This is a genomic window from Streptomyces sp. NPDC003379, from assembly GCF_053589195.1.
In genome coordinates, this window is sequence record NZ_JBSFRK010000039.1 from 1 (window position 1) to 17,067 (window position 17,067).

15 protein-coding genes are annotated in these 17,067 nt (G+C 69.8%); 6 read left to right on the plus strand and 9 right to left on the minus strand.

The features are described from left to right. Window positions 1-1,152: ParB/RepB/Spo0J family partition protein (locus ACWDVB_RS30500; RefSeq protein WP_451612004.1), on the minus strand; the 1,152-nt coding region annotated here is incomplete at its 3' end. A gap of 380 nt (window positions 1,153-1,532) precedes the next feature. Here ACWDVB_RS30500 and ACWDVB_RS30505 point away from each other — a divergent pair. Then, window positions 1,533-2,600, plus strand: a complete 1,068-nt coding sequence (locus ACWDVB_RS30505) for a glucose-1-phosphate thymidylyltransferase (protein ID WP_451516547.1) — start codon at window positions 1,533-1,535, stop codon at window positions 2,598-2,600. Window positions 2,601-2,681: 81 nt separating this feature from the next. Further along, entirely contained in the window at window positions 2,682-3,596 is a 915-nt protein-coding gene (rfbD, locus tag ACWDVB_RS30510; RefSeq protein ID WP_451516548.1) for a dTDP-4-dehydrorhamnose reductase, read from the plus strand. Between the two features lie 33 nt (window positions 3,597-3,629). Here rfbD and ACWDVB_RS30515 read toward each other — a convergent pair whose 3' ends face one another. Genes ACWDVB_RS30515 through ACWDVB_RS30525 form a run of 3 tightly spaced genes read right to left on the minus strand, consistent with a single transcriptional unit; the run spans window position 3,630 to window position 5,981 of the window. Next, on the minus strand, window positions 3,630-4,232 hold the full coding sequence (locus tag ACWDVB_RS30515; protein WP_451516549.1) for a dTDP-4-dehydrorhamnose 3,5-epimerase family protein: 603 nt from the start codon (window positions 4,230-4,232) through the stop codon (window positions 3,630-3,632). Between the two features lie 12 nt (window positions 4,233-4,244). Further along, complete coding sequence (locus ACWDVB_RS30520) at window positions 4,245-5,234, minus strand: inosamine-phosphate amidinotransferase 1 (protein WP_451516550.1); 990 nt, start codon at window positions 5,232-5,234, stop codon at window positions 4,245-4,247. Window positions 5,235-5,261: 27 nt separating this feature from the next. Further along, entirely contained in the window at window positions 5,262-5,981 is a 720-nt protein-coding gene (locus ACWDVB_RS30525; RefSeq protein WP_451516551.1) for a phosphotransferase, read from the minus strand. 312 nt (window positions 5,982-6,293) lie between these two features. On the opposite strand from ACWDVB_RS30525, the gene ACWDVB_RS30530 reads away from it, so the two are divergent. Then, a complete protein-coding gene (locus tag ACWDVB_RS30530) occupies window positions 6,294-7,064 on the plus strand; it encodes an inositol monophosphatase family protein (RefSeq protein ID WP_451516552.1) in 771 nt (256 codons plus the stop codon). Between the two features lie 45 nt (window positions 7,065-7,109). Here ACWDVB_RS30530 and ACWDVB_RS30535 read toward each other — a convergent pair whose 3' ends face one another. Both ACWDVB_RS30535 and ACWDVB_RS30540 read right to left on the minus strand, forming a co-directional pair. Next, window positions 7,110-8,357 (minus strand): DegT/DnrJ/EryC1/StrS family aminotransferase, encoded by a 1,248-nt coding sequence (locus ACWDVB_RS30535; RefSeq protein ID WP_451516553.1) that lies wholly within the window; start codon window positions 8,355-8,357, stop codon window positions 7,110-7,112. 69 nt (window positions 8,358-8,426) lie between these two features. Then, entirely contained in the window at window positions 8,427-9,944 is a 1,518-nt protein-coding gene (locus ACWDVB_RS30540) for a GMC oxidoreductase (protein WP_451516554.1), read from the minus strand. A gap of 233 nt (window positions 9,945-10,177) precedes the next feature. On the opposite strand from ACWDVB_RS30540, the gene ACWDVB_RS30545 reads away from it, so the two are divergent. Further along, window positions 10,178-11,452, plus strand: coding sequence for a DegT/DnrJ/EryC1/StrS aminotransferase family protein (locus ACWDVB_RS30545; protein WP_451516555.1), 1,275 nt, complete (start codon window positions 10,178-10,180; stop codon window positions 11,450-11,452). A gap of 6 nt (window positions 11,453-11,458) precedes the next feature. On the opposite strand, the gene ACWDVB_RS30550 is transcribed toward ACWDVB_RS30545, so the two are convergent. Beyond that, window positions 11,459-12,127 carry an HAD family hydrolase gene (locus ACWDVB_RS30550; RefSeq protein ID WP_451516556.1) on the minus strand — a complete coding sequence of 223 codons (669 nt, stop codon included), beginning with the start codon at window positions 12,125-12,127 and terminating at the stop codon, window positions 11,459-11,461. 307 nt (window positions 12,128-12,434) lie between these two features. Between ACWDVB_RS30550 and ACWDVB_RS30555 the strand changes: the two genes are divergently transcribed. Then, the gene (locus ACWDVB_RS30555) at window positions 12,435-12,965 is read left to right on the plus strand and encodes a VOC family protein (protein ID WP_451516557.1); all 531 of its coding nucleotides are present in this window, start codon (window positions 12,435-12,437) and stop codon (window positions 12,963-12,965) included. 72 nt (window positions 12,966-13,037) lie between these two features. Here ACWDVB_RS30555 and ACWDVB_RS30560 read toward each other — a convergent pair whose 3' ends face one another. Beyond that, window positions 13,038-13,760: an alpha/beta hydrolase gene (locus ACWDVB_RS30560; RefSeq protein WP_451516558.1), complete on the minus strand. Its 723-nt coding sequence runs from the start codon at window positions 13,758-13,760 to the stop codon at window positions 13,038-13,040. A gap of 413 nt (window positions 13,761-14,173) precedes the next feature. Between ACWDVB_RS30560 and ACWDVB_RS30565 the strand changes: the two genes are divergently transcribed. Beyond that, entirely contained in the window at window positions 14,174-15,052 is an 879-nt protein-coding gene (locus ACWDVB_RS30565) for an alpha/beta hydrolase (RefSeq protein ID WP_451516559.1), read from the plus strand. A gap of 318 nt (window positions 15,053-15,370) precedes the next feature. Here ACWDVB_RS30565 and ACWDVB_RS30570 read toward each other — a convergent pair whose 3' ends face one another. Next, entirely contained in the window at window positions 15,371-17,056 is a 1,686-nt protein-coding gene (locus ACWDVB_RS30570) for a carboxylesterase/lipase family protein (RefSeq protein ID WP_451516560.1), read from the minus strand. Window positions 17,057-17,067: the final 11 nt, after the last annotated feature.

The window sequence follows — 17,067 nt, forward strand, 5'->3', positions numbered from 1 at the left end:
GCCGGCCACCTCGGCGCCCGATGCACTACCGCTCACCGCGGCCCCCGATGTACCACCGGCCCCAGGGCCGGCGTGGACGCTGTGGGCCCGTTCCAGCTGCTCTGCCACCTGCTGCCACGTTGCGGAACAGCCCCGCGCCAGTTCGGCGACGGCCTCCAGGCGGTGTGGGGGGATGCCTCCGAGGAGCCGCTCCCAGTCCTGTCGTCGCACGGCCACGATGGCGAGCCAGCGCAGCAGCGCCCTGCCGTCCTCGGTCTGCCGGATCGAGGGATCACGGCTGAGATGGCGCAGGATCAAGGCATGGGACGGTCTGTCGGCCCCGGCTTCGTCCTGCTGCTGGTCCGGGCGCGGTACACGGCCGGTGACCGTGTCCGGCTGGGCCCGCTTCCTTCCTCGTTCCGGTACCGGGCCCTCGCCGCGCTGCAGCCGTTTGCGCACGTCGGAGACGGTACTGAGGGAAACGCCCGCCTCAGCGGCGATCTGGCGCAGTGGGGCCGAGGGGTTCTGCTGCATGAGGCGGCCGGCCAGTCGCCGCCCCTCGGCGGGGTCCAGGGGGCGGGCCCGTCCGTCCCGGCCGATCCTGACGTTCGACTGCGGAACCCCCTCGGTTGAACGGCCTCGGATCGCGCCCACCGTCTTGGCGGAGATCCCGGTCGCCGCCCCGATCGCCCGGTCCGACCACATCGGGTGGCTGAGCAGGATCCGCGCCGCCGCCTCCTTGCGGTCGCCGAGGCTGAGCGGCAGGCCGTGGCTGATATTGGCTTCCACGGCGAGGACGAAGGCGTCCTTCTCCTCGCCCTCGAAGAACCGCACGTCGATCTCGGTGGCGCCCCGGTATTCGGTGGCCCGAAGTCGGTGCATCCCGTCGATCACCTGCATCGTGGACGGCATCACGATGATAGGAGGGAGTTCCGCTTCGGATTCCGCAAGAGCGCGGATATGATCCGGGTCCTCGCCTGCGCTTCGTGGGGAGTCCGAAGGCCGGAGAGAAGCGATCGGGACTTTGACGACATCGGATAGCTTCGCGCTGCGCCCGTCGGTTTCTTCCGGCACCTCGGAAGTGCCGCTATTGGACTGCGTATGGCCGTTGAAACTGAGCTCCATTACACACCTTTCGGTCAAAAGGCATTCCCACTGAGCGGCACGCAGCACGCCCCCCGACTTCCCCCGGATGTAGGATTATCATTAACTGTTTCGCCGGTAAAGCAACCGTAAATGGCTGAAAAGTACAGGCCAGGAGCGCCACACCGGTGCATCCGGGGCGCCACATCCCGGGCAGAGACCGGGAAGCCACACGGGTTCGACGGAAAATCGCTGGCGCCCGCGACGTTCGACCCACCGTTCACCCGCAAGTTTCCGGCCGTCAAAGGGCCCAGAAATAGATGGGGAGCGCGCGCGCCCCTTACGCCTCGGAAGCGCGACAACAGAAGAATCGCGTCACAGACAGATCGCTTTCGGCCATCCAGTCAGCGGCGGATCACCTCGTACGTCCGCCGACTCACCCGTGGCCTCATGTCACGCAGGGAGAGACCATGAAGGCGCTCGTACTGTCCGGAGGGGCCGGCACCCGTTTGCGACCCATCACCCACACATCGGCCAAGCAACTGGTCCCGGTCGCCAACAAACCCGTCCTCTTCTACGGCCTGGAGGCCATCGCCGCCGCAGGGATAACTGACGTCGGGATGGTGGTCGGGGATACAGTCGACGAAATTACGGAGGCCGTGGGAGACGGATCCAAATTTGGCCTCGACGTCACATACATTTCCCAGCACAAACCCTTGGGACTCGCTCACGCCGTCCGTATCTCCCGCGACTACCTCGGCGACGATGATTTCGCGATGTATCTCGGCGACAACTTCGTGGTGGGTGGCATCGCCGAACCCATACGCCATTTCCTGGACCACCGGCCGGACGCCCATCTGCTGCTCACCCAGGTGTCCGACCCCCGGTCCTTCGGTGTGGCCGAACTGGACGGCTCCGGCCGGGTGCGCCGCTTGGAGGAGAAGCCGGAGCGGCCGAAGAGCGACCTCGCCCTGGTCGGCGTCTACCTCTTCACCCGCGCGATCCACGAGGCCGTACGGGCCATCGAGCCGTCCTGGCGGGGTGAGCTGGAGATCACCCACGCGCTGCAGTGGCTGATCGACGAGGGCCGCGACGTACGGTCCACCCTGATCACCGGCTACTGGAAGGACACCGGCAACGTCAGCGACATGCTGGAGGTCAACCGGCTGGTCCTGGAGACGGTCGATCCCCACTCCAACGGTCTCGTGGACGAGCGCAGCGAACTCATCGGACGCGTCCAGGTCGACGAGGGCGCCGTCATCCGCAACTCCCGCGTGGTCGGCCCCGCGGTGATCGGCGCCGGCACGGTCGTCACCGACTCCTACATCGGGCCTTTCACCTCCATCGCCGAGGACTGCCTGGTGGAGGACAGCGAGGTGGAGTTCTCCATCGTGTTGCGCAACGCCTCCATCTCCGGGGTGCGGCGGATCGAGGCCTCCCTCATCGGCCGCCACGTCCAGGTGACCCCCGCGCCGGCTGTGCCCCACGCCCACCGTCTCGTCCTCGGCGATCACAGCAGGGCCCAGATCTCCTCCTGACCACCGCACTACGTACGAACCGACGCGGGCGGCACCCAGATCCCGTCTGCACCTCTCCCCCAGCCTCCGGAGGTCATCACCATGCCCCTGACGCCCAGCACCGGTTGGCTCGTCACCGGCGCCGCCGGCATGCTCGGCCGGGAACTCACCGCGCGCCTCCAGAGCCGCGGGCTGCCGGTGATCGCACTCGGCCGCGACGCCCTCGACATCACGGACGCGGCCGGCACACGGGCAGTCCTCGCCCGGTGCCGGCCCGCGGTGGTCGTCAACTGCGCGGCGTGGACGGCGGTCGACGCCGCGGAGAGCCGGCACGGACCGGCCATGAAGGTGAACGGAGAGGGGCCTGGACACCTCGCCCGGGCCTGTCGTACGACCGGGGCCCGGCTGCTCCAGCTGTCCACCGACTACGTCTTCGCCGGAGACAGCGGCCGCCCCTACCGCGAGGAGGACCCGACCGGGCCGCGCACGGTGTACGGCAGGACCAAACTCGCCGGTGAACGGGCCGTGCTCGACACGCTGCCGGACAGCGGCCACGTGGTGCGCACCGCCTGGCTGTACGGAGCCGGCGGCGCGAACTTCGTCTCCACGATGATCCGCCTCGCCGCCGAGCGGGACACGGTGGCGGTCGTCGACGACCAGCACGGCGGCCCGACCTGGACCGGCGATCTCGCCGACCGGCTCATCGCGCTCGGCACCGCGGCCCTGGACGGCACGGCTCCCGCCGGGATCTACCACGCCACGAATTCGGGCCGGACGACCTGGCACACGCTGGCGCGGGAGGTGTTCCGGCTGCTCGGCGCCGACCCCGGCCGCGTCCGCCCGGTCAGCAGCCAGGAACTGGCGCGCCCCGCCGCCCGGCCCGCCTGGAGCGTGCTGGGCCAGGAGCGGTGGCGGGACGCCGGCCTCGAACCGATGCGCGACTGGCGCGGCGCGCTCGCCGAGGCGTTCCCCACGCTGCACCGCACGGCGGACGACGTCGCCGCCCCGGTCCGCTGAGATCCGCGCCGCAGCGTCCTCCCGCCCGGGGCGTCAGCCGGTGTGCCGCCGCCGCAGGGTCTGATGGAACTCCACGCATGACGCGAAGTCGGGCAGCCTTCCCTTTCGTTCCAGTTCCTTGAGGCCCGGTGCGGCCGCGTCCTTCTCGGAGAGTACGGGCGCGATACCGGCCGGCCAGGTGATGCCGAGCCGCGGGTCCAGGGGGTGGATGGCGTGCTCCCGCCGCGGTGCGTAGCCCTCGGAGGTGAGGTAGACGACGGTGGCGCCGTCGGCGAGGCTCATGAAGGCGTGCGCGAGCCCGGCCTCGATGTACACGCTGCGCCGGGGGTCGTCCAACTGGACCATCCGCCAGGTTCCATAGGTGGGCGAGCCGACCCGGATGTCGACCACGACGTCGAGTACGGCACCGGTGAGGCATGTGACGAACTTGGCCTGGCCCGGCGGCACATCGGCGAAGTGCACGCCCCGAACGACACCCTTGCGGGAGACGGAGCGGTTCACCTGCGCGACGCCGAATTCATGACCGAGTGCCTCGCTCAACGACCCGCCGCGAAAGAGCTCCTGGAATTCTCCCCGCTCGTCAGCGAAAGTCTGTGTCTCGACCAGCCAGGCACCTTCAATACCGAGCGAACGCATCACTGCTCCTCATCAGAAGCGGTACTTCTCCAGTGTTCCGGTTCGACGTACATCCAAAGTGGCACGGTGGAATCCGTTGCCGAGCGCCCGGGAATGGGTCATCTCCAGCGGCAGTACGTCGATGCCGTTGCTCTCCAGTACGCGCATGAGGCTCCCCTGCCGACGGTTCACGATCACCAGTCCCGGGCGGACGACGAGCATGTTCGCCCCGATCCACGCCGAGCGGGGCGCGCTGCCGCCGAGGCATCCGGTGTCCACCGCTTCCGGGCACACGACGCGTTTCCACGTGCGCAGGAAGGCGGGGATGCCCTCGGTGTCGACCCGGTCGGGATTGACCAGGACCAGCCCCGGCCGGAGCGGGACGACAGCGGAGGCTCCGTGCGACGAGCCGCGCACCCCGCGGCACATGTGCACCCGGTACGCCTCTCCCAGCACGGCCCGCAGCCACCGCGCACCGAGCACGTTGCCGCTGCCCGAGACGAGGTAGAGCAGATCGGCGCCCAGCCGCAGCACGTTGCCCGCGTCGAAGACCGGTTCGAGCTCGGGCAGCCGCTCTCCGGCCGGTGCGGCCGGTGAGCCCATGGCGCCGGTCAGGCGCGGCCTGGGGGCCGCGATCCATGTACTGCCGCTGGTGAAGTACTCCATCAGAAGCGTCTTGTAGGCGGGCGTTTCCGGCCCGGGCCCTCCGAAGGCCGTCGGCGTCTGGATGATCATCCCGCCCACGGTCAGCAGTCCGTCGCGCGGACGGCAGGCTCCCAAGGCGCCCGTCTCCCCCGCCGGATCCGCGGGGCGCACCGCGTGGTCGACGGGCAGGGGACGCCGGACCCTCACACCCAGGCCCCTCAGTTCCTCGCACAGGTTCTCCAGCTCCTCCTCGGCCTCCTTCACCATCCGGTCCGGATACGGCAGCGGGGAGACGATCTCCGGCCGGCCGTACCCGGCGTGTCCCACGACGATCTCTTCCAGCGGGTCCCATTCGCTGTGGACGCCGACCAGGCTCATACGTGACCTCCTCGCTTCGCGGTCCGTTCAGTCGGCGGGGAGGTAGTGCAGGAGCCGTCCCCACATGGCGTGGTCGTCGGCGTCGCCCGTGTGCGGTGCGGCGAACCGGGCCACGTACTCGGCGATCTCGGCGAGCTGCCAGCGCAGTTCGTAGAACCGCAGGAACTCCTCGCGGCCGTCAGGGAGCATGCCGAACGCCCTGGTGACGGCCGCCCAGTCCCGCTCCGGAGGGGCCCACATCGCGCCGCCCCAGTCCAGGATGTCGACGCCCGTGCCGAACAGGACGTTGGCCATGCTCGGGTCGCCATGGGTCATGGCGGGCGGTTCGCCGTCCCAGAGCCCGGCGCAGCGCGCGGCCACCTGTGCCGCCTCCCGGCGCAGTGCGGCCAGGTGCTCCTGGCGCCCACCCACGAGTTCGGTGAGCCGGCGGCCATAGGGACCGAGGCCCTCCGTCTCCTCGTCGAGCGCGATGTGCAGCGCCTTGTCCAGATCGGCTTCGAAGGGGAAACGGAAGTCCTCCACGGGCAGCTCGGCGGCCAGCTCGGCCGGGGAGGAGAAGCGGTGCACCTCCCTCAGCTGGCGGACGAGCAGATCAAGTTGGGCGGAGGTGGGGGACACGTCCGGGGTGGCGGCCGCACGTTCGACGTAGGGGAAGACCACGACCGGCAGTCCCGACACCTCGTGGACCACCCTTCCGTCACGGCCGGGGAGCGGCGCGAGGACGAATTCCTTGCCTGCCGTGTTCATCAGAAGGGCCGCTTCATAGGCGCCGGGAAAATGGCCGTCGAGATCACGGCGCACACTGATCCATAACGGGCCGTATCGATAGGACCAACTATCCTCGCCGAGCGGTAGAAATTTCAGTTCCTCGGCTCTGTCGCCGTCGGTTACGACGTCCTGGAATTTCTCCGCAACGAGCCGAAGAAGACTCCGGCGTTCCACGAGCTTGTTTTCCAAGAGCATGCCAAAGGCTAACATCGCGGCCCCAGTGTTCCAATTACCCTGGCACCCAAGCCTGTTGCTCTCGTCGGCGACCGGCCGGAAAGGCGGAGTACGTCCATGGAAACCGATGCCGATCTGCTTCTCGCCCACCAACTGGTGGATCTGGCCGACGCCATATCCCTGCGCCATTTCGGACGCGGACCCCGGTCGCACCGCAAGGCCGACGGAACTCCGGTCAGCGAGGCGGATCTCGCGGTGGAGGAGGCCATGCTCGCGGTGCTCGCCGCGGAACGTCCGGGCGACGCGGTGCTGAGTGAGGAGAGCGGGGCACTGTCGGTGTCCGCCCGCCGCTGGATCATCGACCCGATCGACGGCACGATTCCGTTTCTGGCGGGTCGGCGCGACTGGGGCACTCATGTGGCTCTCGAAATCGACGGGGAGCTGCGGATCGGGGTCCTGAGCCGGCCGACCGAGGGCAGGCGCTGGTGGGCGCGGTCCGGCACGGGCGCCTACGCCTCCTCTCACGTCCAACCGCTGTCGGCCGTGCGCCGGTTGAGCATTCCGGAGTTCACCGGCCCGCTCGCCGGGGCGCGTGTGGGTGGCTTCCTCTTTCCCGGTTCCCCCTTCGAGGCGGTGCGGGACCGGATGCGTTGGGCGGACTCGTCGGTGTGTCTGGTAGCCGATCTCCTGGAGGGGCGGGTGGCGGGGATCGTCGACGAGGGGGGCCATGTCTGGGACCGGGCCCCGGTCGCGCTCCTGGTCCGGGAGGCAGGCGGCCGGGTCGACGATCTGCACGGCGGCGCGCGGATCGACCTGCCATGGCTGACGTACACGGCCGACGGCCTCGCACGCGAACTCGCCGAGCTGGTACGGGGGGTGGCCGGCTGAACCGGCGGTGGCGGAGCGTGGGGCCTTGGCTCCCGGCCGGTGTCGTCAGCGGCGCGTGGTGCCGGCCCTCCTGCCCAGGACCGCCCGGCGGAACTCCTGGGCCACGGTGTCGATCTCGGCCTCCGAGGAGTGCGGGTGCACCCCGAACCCGGCTCCCAGGTAGCCGTCGGACACTCCGGTGGCCAGCGCGACGGAGCGGGCGAGGATGTCATCGGTGCGCGGCAGCGCGCCCGGCTCGTAGTTGCGCAGCCACCGTCCGGTCCCTGAAGCGCGGAACGGCACGGGCCGCCGGTCGCCGCGGCCGAAGGCGGCCAGTGCGGGCAGGCTGCCGTAGTGGTGGGTCGGGGAGTCGAGAAGCGGTTTGGCGCCGATGCGCTCCGCGACGTCCCGGGCGTGCTTGGCGTGGTCGAAGACGTAGACGGCGACGGTGCCGCACTCCCCGGCCGGGTCGTGCAGTCGCCTGCGGCGTACGTCGGGAAGCTCTCCGACGCGCTCGACGAGTCGCCGCTTCACCGCTCTGACCCGCTCCAGGATCAGGTCGAGCCTGCCCAGCTGGGCCAGGGCCACCGCTGCGTGCAGTTCACCGAGGCCGAGGTTCATGCCGAGCAGCCGGTCGCCCTCGCCGTGGTCCTCGCGGTAGGGGAACCAGCCCTGGTCGTGGAAGGAGTAGGCCCGCTGGAAGACCTGCGGGTCGTCGGTGAGGACGAATCCTCCCTGGAGCGAGGTGATGACTTTGAAGTGATTGAGGGAGAACGTCCCGGCCCGGCCGATGGTGCCCAGCGGGCGGCCCCGGTGGCTGGCTCCGGCAGCCTGCGCGCAGTCCTCCAGAAGGTGCACTCCGTGTGCGTCGGCGATGCGGCGCAGAGCTGTCATGTCGGCGCCGGCACCCAGCATGTGCACGGGCATGATCGCCTTGGTACGAGGGGTGATCTTCGCCGCTACGTCGTCCGGGTCGAGGGTGAGGGACTCGTCGATCTCGGCGAGCACGACGTCGGCGCCGCAGTGCAGGACCGACGCGATCGACGCGACGAACATATAGCCGGGCACGATCACCTCGTCGCCCGGCCCGATCCCCAGCCCGACGAGGGCGGCGAGCAGCGCCGAGGTGCCGCTGTTGACGCCGAGGCAGTGGGCGGCGCCGAAGCGGTCGGCGGCCGCCCGTTCGAAGCGGCGGGTCATGTCCGCCTCACCGGGGTCGTCGAAGGCCTCCCGGTCGGTGTACCAGCGGTCGAGTACGGCGAGCACGTTGTTCCGTTCCTCGTCACCGATGAAGCGGTATCCCGGTCCCGGCACTGTTCCTCCCTGGGTGTCACGAGGGCTGATGGTGTTGGTCATGCGGAGCCGCGAGCGCGGGCCTCGGCGTCAGCCCGTACCGGTCAGGATCGCGGCGAGCCTGCGGGAGAGCGCGAGGGTCGTCAGGGACGGGTTCGCGGCACCCAGCCGCGGGAAGACGGCGGGTCCCGCGGCGTACAGGCCCGGCAGGCCGGCGAACTCGTGCCGGGAGGTCAGGATCCGGCCGAGCGGCAGACTGCCGCCCTCGTGGTCCTCGGTGCCCAGCAGGCTGGTCCAGGTCTCCGGCACCCCCATCGACTGGGCCCGGGTACGGCTGGGCAGTACCCGGGTGTTGTCCCGTGCGGGGTCGCCGTACGCGGTGAACTCCAGGGCTGCTGCCGGGAGTTCGAGCTCCTGGGCGAGCTTCCGCCACAAGGTGCGCAGGGTCTCCCGCTGTGCGGCGACCAGTTCATGGTCCTGCGGGTGCAGGGCAGCATGGATCCGGGTCCGCCACGGTGGGGCGGCGGCGGGCACGCACTCCACGGCGCTGTCGTCGTTGGGGAACTGTTCTCCGGTGACCCGTACGTCCAGGACGAGTTCACCGGGTGCGGTCTTCTGCACGTCCAGCCGGAGGTAGGAACGAGAGACCGGATCGGCCCCGACGTAGTAGGAGCCCGGCTCGGGCACGCGCGCGTCGGCGGTGCCGGGCAGGCGGACGACGAAGCCCTGCACGATGTGGTCGGCGAGGCCGCCGAGCCTTGGTTCCGCGAGGCCGCCGAGCTCGGTGAGGGCCTGGACGGCCAGGCGGGTGCTCTCCACCGTGCCGGCGCTCAGCACCACCGCGTCGGCGGTCACGGTGGTCGTCGCGCCCTCACCGTCACGCACGAGCACGCCCCGCGCGGCGCCGTCGCGCACGCGCACGGCCAGGACTTCCGCGGCGTGGCGGACGCGCACCCCGTCGGGTGGCCGCGGTACGCCGTCGGCGCGGGGCCACTGTTCGAGGGGGGTGTACGCCTCCCAGCGGCCGTCTCCGGAGTAGCGGCAGGCGCGCGGCAGCGGCAGGAAGTCCTGTCCGCCGAAGGTGCGGGCCCCCTCGGCGGAACCGGGCGTCGGCGAGCTCCACGCGCGCAGGTCGTCGGTGACGCGTTCGTACAGTGAAGGGCCGTCCCGCCAGCTCTTGGTGAGGTCGGCGACGATGTCGGAGGGCCACCAAGGGGTGCACAGCGCCCAGTCCTCCAGAGGCAGGACCACTCCGTGCCAGTACAGTGACCGGCCGCCCAGTCGGCGGCGCAGTCCGGATATGCCGGTGTAGTGCGCCGAGTCGGACTCCCAGGGCCGGTGGAAGCAGGGGTCGTTCTCGGGGGCGAAGACCGCTTCCGTGGCGCGGTCCTGTGGAAGGCTCAGGTGGATGTGAGCGAGGTCGTCGCCCGGGCCGGACTCCAGCAGGAGGACGTCCCGGGCACCGTTGTCGGAAAGCGCCGTGACGACTTCCAGGCCCGCGAGGCCGCCTCCCACCACCACGATCCCGGCGTGTTCGGGGAGTCCGTCGGCCGCCGACGCGAAAGACGCCCGACCGCGGTCGTTCTTCGAAACGGAATTGATGGGCATCCATGGCTCCTCGCGCGCAGTTTCCCACCGTTGTTCATTCGGCCGCCGGCCATGAGGGCACGAGCGTGTTCCCCACCGTTCGACCGCCGCAGCGTACCCAGTCGTTCGAGTGCGCACCTTCCTCACTCGAACGTGCGGCGACCGAATCGGCAAACCGGGCGTTGTGGCGTACGTCTGCGGGGGTGCGTAAATTCCAAGGGCCTCCGTCGAACCCCCGAAGAGCGAGGACAACCATGGGAAATTCTCTGGCAATCTCCGGTGGGCCTCGGCTGACCGACCGTGAGTGGCCCCGGTGGCCGCAACCGGGAGACCGGGCGCTGAAAAGCCTCGAAGAGGTGCTGATGAGCGGTCGGTGGACCATCAGTTGCGCCTATCAGGGACGGCAGTCCTACGAGCGTCAATTCGCCGAGTCATTCGCGGAGTACTGCAATTCCACGCTGTGCGTGCCGGTGGCGACGGGAACAGCCGCGCTGGCCATCGCTCTGGAGGCCTGCGGGGTCGGTGCCGGGGACGAGGTGGTGGTTCCGGGGCTGAGCTGGGTGGCCTCCGCGTCGGCGGTCCTGGGGATCAATGCCGTGCCGGTCCTGGTCGATGTCGATCCGTCGACCTACTGCCTGGACCCGGCGGCAGTGGAGGCGGCCATCACCGACCGGACCAGGGCCATCACCGTCGTACACACCTACTCGGCGGTCGCGGACCTCGACGCGCTGTTGGGCATCGCCGAGCGCTACAACCTACCGCTGATCGAGGACTGCGCCCATGCGCACGGCGCGCGGTACGGCAATTGGCCGGTGGGTGCCTTCGGCGCCGCCGGAGTCTTCAGCATGCAGGGCAGCAAGCTGCTGACCTGCGGCGAGGGTGGCGCCGTGATCACGGACGACCCCGAGATCGCGACCCGGGCGGAGCATCTGCGTGCGGACGGCAGGGTGCTGCGGCGCGACGCGGTGAACGTGGGCGAGATGGAACTGCTGGAAACGGGCCACCTGATGGGCAGCAACGCCTGCCTGTCCGAGTTCCACGCGGCCGTCCTGGTGGACCAGCTCGATCTCCTCGACGAACAGAACGCGCGCCGCAGCCGGTCCGCCGAGCAGCTGAGCGCACGTCTGAGCGCGTTGGGGCTGACCCCGCAGGCCACCTCGGCCGAGACGACGGAACGGTCCTACTACCGCTACGCGGTGCGGCTTCCGGACGAGGTACTGGCCGTCGCCACCGTGGACCGCGTCTGCCGGGCGCTCACCGCCGAACTGGGCTTCGCCGTCATGCGGACGCACCAGCCGCTGAACGACAACCCGCTCAACCGCCCCAGTACGCGGCGCAGGTTCGCCATCGACCGGGAGTACGCGGCGCGGGTGAACCCGGCCCGCTTCGACCTTCCGGTCGCCAAGGGCATCCACGACAGCGTGGTGAGCTTCGGCCACGAGGTGCTCCTCGCCCCGCTCGACGCGATCGACGACATAGCAGTGGCGTTCGAGAAGGTCCTCACCCATATCGGAGAGCTGGCCGACTGACGGGCGTCACAGCACGCCGGTCGGCTCCGGGTGGCCGTGGACGAGCGACCTCAGCCGATCGGCGAGAACGTCCGGCGTGGAGACGTGCAGGGTGCGCAGGCCGAGCGCGGCTCCCGCCCGCAACACCGGAAGGCGGTCGTCGACGAGCAGCGTCTCCTCGGGCGTCGTCCGGCACCGGCTCAGGGCTTCCGCGAAGAACGCCCGGGCCGGCTTCACCCGGTTCACCCGCCATGACGAGCAGAGCACATCGAACATGCCGAGGTGCCCGTACGCCTCGTCCTTGAGCCGGTCCCAGTGCTCGGCCTCGTTGTTCGTCAGCACCAGGGTGAGGTCCGGCCGCTCCTCGCGCAGCTCCCGCAGCGCCCGGGCATTGTCGTGGTAGGCGCGCACGCAGTCCATGTAGGTGTGATCGAGCCACTGCGTGTCCAGGACTCCCCGATCCCGACCCTGCCCCTGCCCCTGCCTCGACCAGGAATATCCTCCGACAAGCCGGTGAAATACCTGGTGCACATGCTTTCGCCCGCTTTCGTAGACGCGGGCCGCCGCCATGGCGCGCCAGTTCAGCTCCGCCCTGTCCACACCATGGCGATCAGCCACTCGGGCAATAAACTCTGTCTCCTCGTTAATGTTGTTGAAGAGCACACCACCAGCGTCAACGAAAAGCGTCCGGATCACTTTGCCACCTTTCCCCAGCATTCGGCCGAACTCCGGGCAACCATACTCCGTAGGCCCTGTTCAGTTATTTCCCAATGCGGGCCTCGGGGCACGGCACCGAAGAGACCTGCCTTGTCTTGGGTGTTGCCAGGTCAGATAGCCCCGCCGGGGGGTGGAGGTGAGCCTCGCGTGACTCGCGTGAAGGGATGCCGTCCAGGCTGGTGCTCGCCGGTTTAACGTTCAATCAGATGGGTCATCCTGGGTAGGGAGTCGGCAGCCGCCTGAGCGTCGACCCAACGTCCTGCCCCGTCAGAGGAGACGACCCGACATGAGCCAAGCCCTCCCTCTTCGCCTCCACCACCACGCGTGGATAACCGACGACCAGGAAGCCAACCGGCGTTTCTACGAGGATGTACTCGGCCTGCCCCTGGTGGCCACGTGGACCGAGAGCGCCGTGATATCCGGTGCCGAGCGCGCCTACTGCCACACCTTCTACAGCCTGGCCGATGGCGGCGCCCTGGCCTTCTTCATGTTCGCCGACCCCGAGGACCAGAAGGAATTCAAGACCGATGTCGACTTCACCCCCTTTCGTCACATCGCCTTCAAGGTCGAGCAGGACATCCAGGAGGCCATGCGGAAGCGCATCGGCGAGGCCGGCTACACGGAGCCGGACACCTTCGTCATGGACCACGGATTCTGTGTTTCGCTGTACATCACGGACCCCAACGGGCTGATGCTCGAGTTCACCGTCGACCACCCTGACGCGGAGAAGATCGACACCGAGCGGCGCGCGACGGCGCACGCCGATCTCGCCCGCTGGCTCGACGGGGACCACGCCAGCAACAACCACTGGCGCTGACACTGCCGCGGCCGCACGGGCCGCACGGGCCGCAAAACACATCAAGGGAGGCCCGTGGTCCAGGGTCCGGGCTCACTTCAGGTGCCGGTCGTAGAATCGGCCCCCGTCCTCCGCCTCGAACCACGGGGTACCGGTGTGCCCGCCCAGGTTGGCGTGCAGCGTCTTCTCCTTGCTGCCGAAGGCGTCGAACAGGTCCAGGGCCCGCTGCCGGGGGTTCCCTTCGTCGTCCCACTGCAGCAGGAACAGCAGCGGAATGATGACCTGCCGGGCCTCCTCGCGTTGGGCGCGGGGCACGTAGCCCCCGGCGAAGAAACCGGCGGCCGCGATGCGCGGCTCGGCCGCCGCAAGGCGGATGCCGACGGCGGTCCACCCCGAGTACCCGACCGGGCCGCCGATCTCGGGCAGCGAAAGGAGGGCGTCCAGGGTGGTCCGCCAATCCGGGACCGCCTTTTCGACCATCGGACCGACGACGGACTCGAAGTGCTCGTCGACCGGCTCGCCGGCCTGCATCGCCCGGCGGAGGTCGGCGCGGGCCTGCTCGTCGGCGGCGGAACGGGGCCGGTCACCGCACCCGGCGGCGTCGATGGTGGCCACCGCGTAGCCGTACGCCGCGGAGTGCCGGGCCCGGGCCACCAGCCGGGCTTCCCTCTTGGGCAGGCCGTTGTTGTGGGCCATCAGGATCAGGGGGGCCGGTGCGGCGGATTCAGGCGTCCACAAGGTGCCGGGGATCTCGCCGAGGGTGAATTCGCGTTCCAGGACGCCGTCGTCGAGGCGCTGTTCGGAAGTGAAGTGCATGGTCGTGCCTTTCGGGAGTGCGCTTGAACGGCGCTCCCGGACGACCTATCGCCCGACCGTGACCCCGGAGGGGAGCACCCATGTCGATACTGCGTTCACGGGTACCACCTCCTCGTTCTCTCGCACGGCCTCCGGAAAAGTAGCAGTGGTCGCCGTGGTGCGCCAACGGGTTTTGGTGGGCGGGCAACGCGAACCACAACAGGCCTACGTTCATGAGTGATCGCGGCAGTCAAATGCGGTGGCAGGTGTGACGGCCCGGGCCCTAGAGTCCCGATCATGTACACGGTCACGCACAACTGGCAGTCCCTGCGCATCCGTTCGGTGTCCCGGACCCGGTGCTGACCCGCGCGTTCGTCGGCACCTGGTCATCCGCGCACTGTTCACCGTTCGCCTCAGGATGACGAGGATCCTTCATGCGCACCACCTCACACCCCACCTTCGTGTTCGTTCCCGGTGGGTCCAGCAACGCCCGGGCCTGGGGGCCGTTGCAGAACGAGCTGGCCCTGCACGGGCACCGCTCGTACGCCGTCGACCTGCCCGGACACGGCGACCGCGCCGACCACCCGGCCGCCTACTACCGGCAGCCGCAGGATCTGGCCGCACTGGCGACCGCCCCGTCCCCGATGCGTGGCATCACATTGCGGGACAACGTGCGTCACGTGGTGGACGTCCTGCACCGGCTCGCTCCGTCGGGGCCCCTGGTCCTGGCGGGCAACAGCTTCGGCGGCCTGACCGTCACCGCTGTCGCGAACGCCGTGCCCGAACTCATCGACCGCGTCGTGTACCTCTCCGCTGTCTGCCTGAGCGACCCCGCGATGGTCACCGACGAGTGGGACGTCGTCGACGACAACCTGCTGGACGCCGCAGCGGCGCGGATCACCGTGCCCGACGCGGGGAATCAGGGGGTGGTACGGCTCAACTGGCGGAGTGCGCACGCCGACCCCGTGCTGTTCGCACAGCTCAAGGCCGCTGTCATGGCGGACGCCACCGACCACCAGTTCCGGATGCTGCTGGACTCCATGGACCCGGATGAGAATTACTCGGTGCTGGAGGAGGGCGCGGTGGCGCGGGCCGCGGAATGGGGAAGAGTGCCGCACACCTTCGTACGCCTCTCTGATGACCTGAGCATCCCCCCGGCCGTGCAGGACTACATGATCCGCAAGGCGGACGAGCTGACGCCTGAGAACCCGTTCGACGTCCGCACGCTGGCCGCGTCCCACGTCGGATACTTCAGCCGCCCGCACCTTTTCGCGGAACTGATGGCCGACCTGGTGCACACCGCGTCGACGTAACAGAGCTTTCCCGCCCCGGGCCACGGGCCCCGGGCTTTGGGCGGCGGATCGATCTGCGTCGACGTCCCCGGCGGCTCGGCGGAGACCGCCGGGCACGACGGGTGGCCGGGGCCGTCCTCGCCTCCGTGGCCACGAACCCGCGTCCTGGAACGCCTTCGTCCGCGACCTGCGTACCGGCACACTTCAGCGGTACGACGGCCACTCCCCCGCGCACCGGCCACGAGAGTTGCTCTCACCGGGAGAGGACGGCAAGCACGACGACACCAACCTGATCGGAGATGTCTTCGTGCGCACCCCGCGCTGAGCCGCCGACGATCGTCAGGGCTTGCGGTTCCAGAAGCCGAGGTTGTGTTCTCGGTAGTAGTCGACGGGGCCGATCCGGTGCGGGGCCAGTGACTGTGTGTACGGTCGGCCGACGTGGTCCGGCCGGTAGGGCGGCCAGGCGGGCAGGCCGGCGCCGCGCGGTGTGCCGGTGCGGGCGAACGCGGCCCAGTATCCGCTCATCGTGGCTGACAGGCGGCGCTGCGCCGGGGTGAACTGTGGCTCTGCCGTCTCGTCCTCGAACAGGTACGGGATGTCTCCCGCGTGGAAGGCGCCGAAGTCGAAGTCGCCGGGCAGCGGCAGGAACATCGGCGCGTCGCGGTCGGCGAACTCGTAGGCGTACACCGGGGCGTGTCGTGCCAGCGCCTGGTGCTGGTCCCGTGTGCCGCGTGCCCACATGCGGTCGGTGATCACGGTGGCCCACGCCAGCGCGGGAGACGGGTACGCGGCCGTGGGGTACTCCGCCCGCACCCACTTCGCCGGCCGCTTGCCGAACGCGGTGCGCAGCGCCTGGCCGTAGTCGGCCTCGGTGAACTCTCTTCCCACCGCGTCGTACATCATCCCGACGAACGTGCGGTGTTCGTCCCGGGTCGCGCCCGACAGGACGGGCACGCGGTGGAAGCGTCCGGTGCGCAGGGCCGTCGGCGGCAGCTCGGGCAGGGTGGCGTTGCCGTATCCGAACGCCTGGAAGGCGTTCATGATGTGCGGCACCTTGAGGATCGTCTTCACGGGCAGGGCGCGCAGACAGGCGAGCGTGCGCTCCGGGCGGCGGTTCCGGCAGCCGAGGGACGAGGTCATCTCGGTGGTGATGTCCTCCATCTCGCGCCCCGTCCGCCACACGTACCACGGGTATCCCGGTACGCCCGGTCCCATCGCGCCGGCCGGCATGTCCATCATGGCCTCACCGCTTGCCATGACGGCGCGGTGGAACAGGCCCTTGGAGGCGGGCGACGTCAGGTGTCCGGCCACGGCGGACGCGCCGAACGACACACCGGCGACGGTGACGTTGCCGGGGTCGCCGCCGAAGGCGCGGGCGTTGTTCCTCACCCAGGTGAGGGCGGCCCGCTGGTCCTGGAGGCCGAAGGTGCCGGACCCTCGAAGACCCGGCAGGGCGAGGCCGCCGAAGACGCCGAGACGGTAGTTGACGGTGACGACCACCAGGCCCCGCTCGGCCAGACGGCGTCCGTCGAAGAAGGCGCCCCCGCCCACGGAGCCGTCTCCGTGGATCCATACGAGCACGGGCGCGGCCCGCCGACGCCGGTCCGTGGCCGGCGGCGTCGTGACGTTCAGGGCCAGGCAGTCCTCCTCCGTGCTGGAGATCTGCGCGTACGGGGACGGCACCTGCGGGCACAGCGGCCCGGGCTTCGTGGCGTCCCTGACTCCCTTCCACGGGTGTACCGGGCGGGGCGGCGCCCAGCGGTGGCGCCCCTTGGGGGCGCCCGCGTAGGGGATGCCCTGGAAGATCCGGTGTGCGCCCGACCGGGCGCCGCGGACCAGGCCCGCGTCGGTGCGCACCGTCTCGTCGGTGGCGACACCGGCCGACGTGCCGTGCCGGTCCTCGGCGACCTGTGCCGGACCGGGTCTCGCCGTGGCGGCGACCGGAGCGGATACCAGCACGGTGAACGTCAGGGCCGTGGCCGTCGCTGCGACGGCCGCCCGATGGGGATTTCTGCGAGGGGTCACGACGGAAGCCT

Excerpts from the sequence above, each read along its gene's own strand:
- ACWDVB_RS30545 (WP_451516555.1), top strand. The coding sequence starts at position 10,178 with ATGGGAAATTCTCTGGCAATCTCCGGTGGGCCTCGGCTGACCGACCGT.
- ACWDVB_RS30505 (WP_451516547.1), top strand. The coding sequence starts at position 1,533 with ATGAAGGCGCTCGTACTGTCCGGAGGGGCCGGCACCCGTTTGCGACCC.
- ACWDVB_RS30560 (WP_451516558.1), bottom strand. The coding sequence starts at position 13,760 with ATGCACTTCACTTCCGAACAGCGCCTCGACGACGGCGTCCTGGAACGC.
- ACWDVB_RS30540 (WP_451516554.1), bottom strand. The coding sequence starts at position 9,944 with ATGCCCATCAATTCCGTTTCGAAGAACGACCGCGGTCGGGCGTCTTTC.
- ACWDVB_RS30520 (WP_451516550.1), bottom strand. The coding sequence starts at position 5,234 with ATGAGCCTGGTCGGCGTCCACAGCGAATGGGACCCGCTGGAAGAGATC.
- ACWDVB_RS30565 (WP_451516559.1), top strand. The coding sequence starts at position 14,174 with ATGCGCACCACCTCACACCCCACCTTCGTGTTCGTTCCCGGTGGGTCC.
- rfbD (WP_451516548.1), top strand. The coding sequence starts at position 2,682 with ATGCCCCTGACGCCCAGCACCGGTTGGCTCGTCACCGGCGCCGCCGGC.
- ACWDVB_RS30555 (WP_451516557.1), top strand. The coding sequence starts at position 12,435 with ATGAGCCAAGCCCTCCCTCTTCGCCTCCACCACCACGCGTGGATAACC.
- ACWDVB_RS30515 (WP_451516549.1), bottom strand. The coding sequence starts at position 4,232 with ATGCGTTCGCTCGGTATTGAAGGTGCCTGGCTGGTCGAGACACAGACT.
- ACWDVB_RS30530 (WP_451516552.1), top strand. The coding sequence starts at position 6,294 with ATGGAAACCGATGCCGATCTGCTTCTCGCCCACCAACTGGTGGATCTG.
- ACWDVB_RS30525 (WP_451516551.1), bottom strand. The coding sequence starts at position 5,981 with ATGAACACGGCAGGCAAGGAATTCGTCCTCGCGCCGCTCCCCGGCCGT.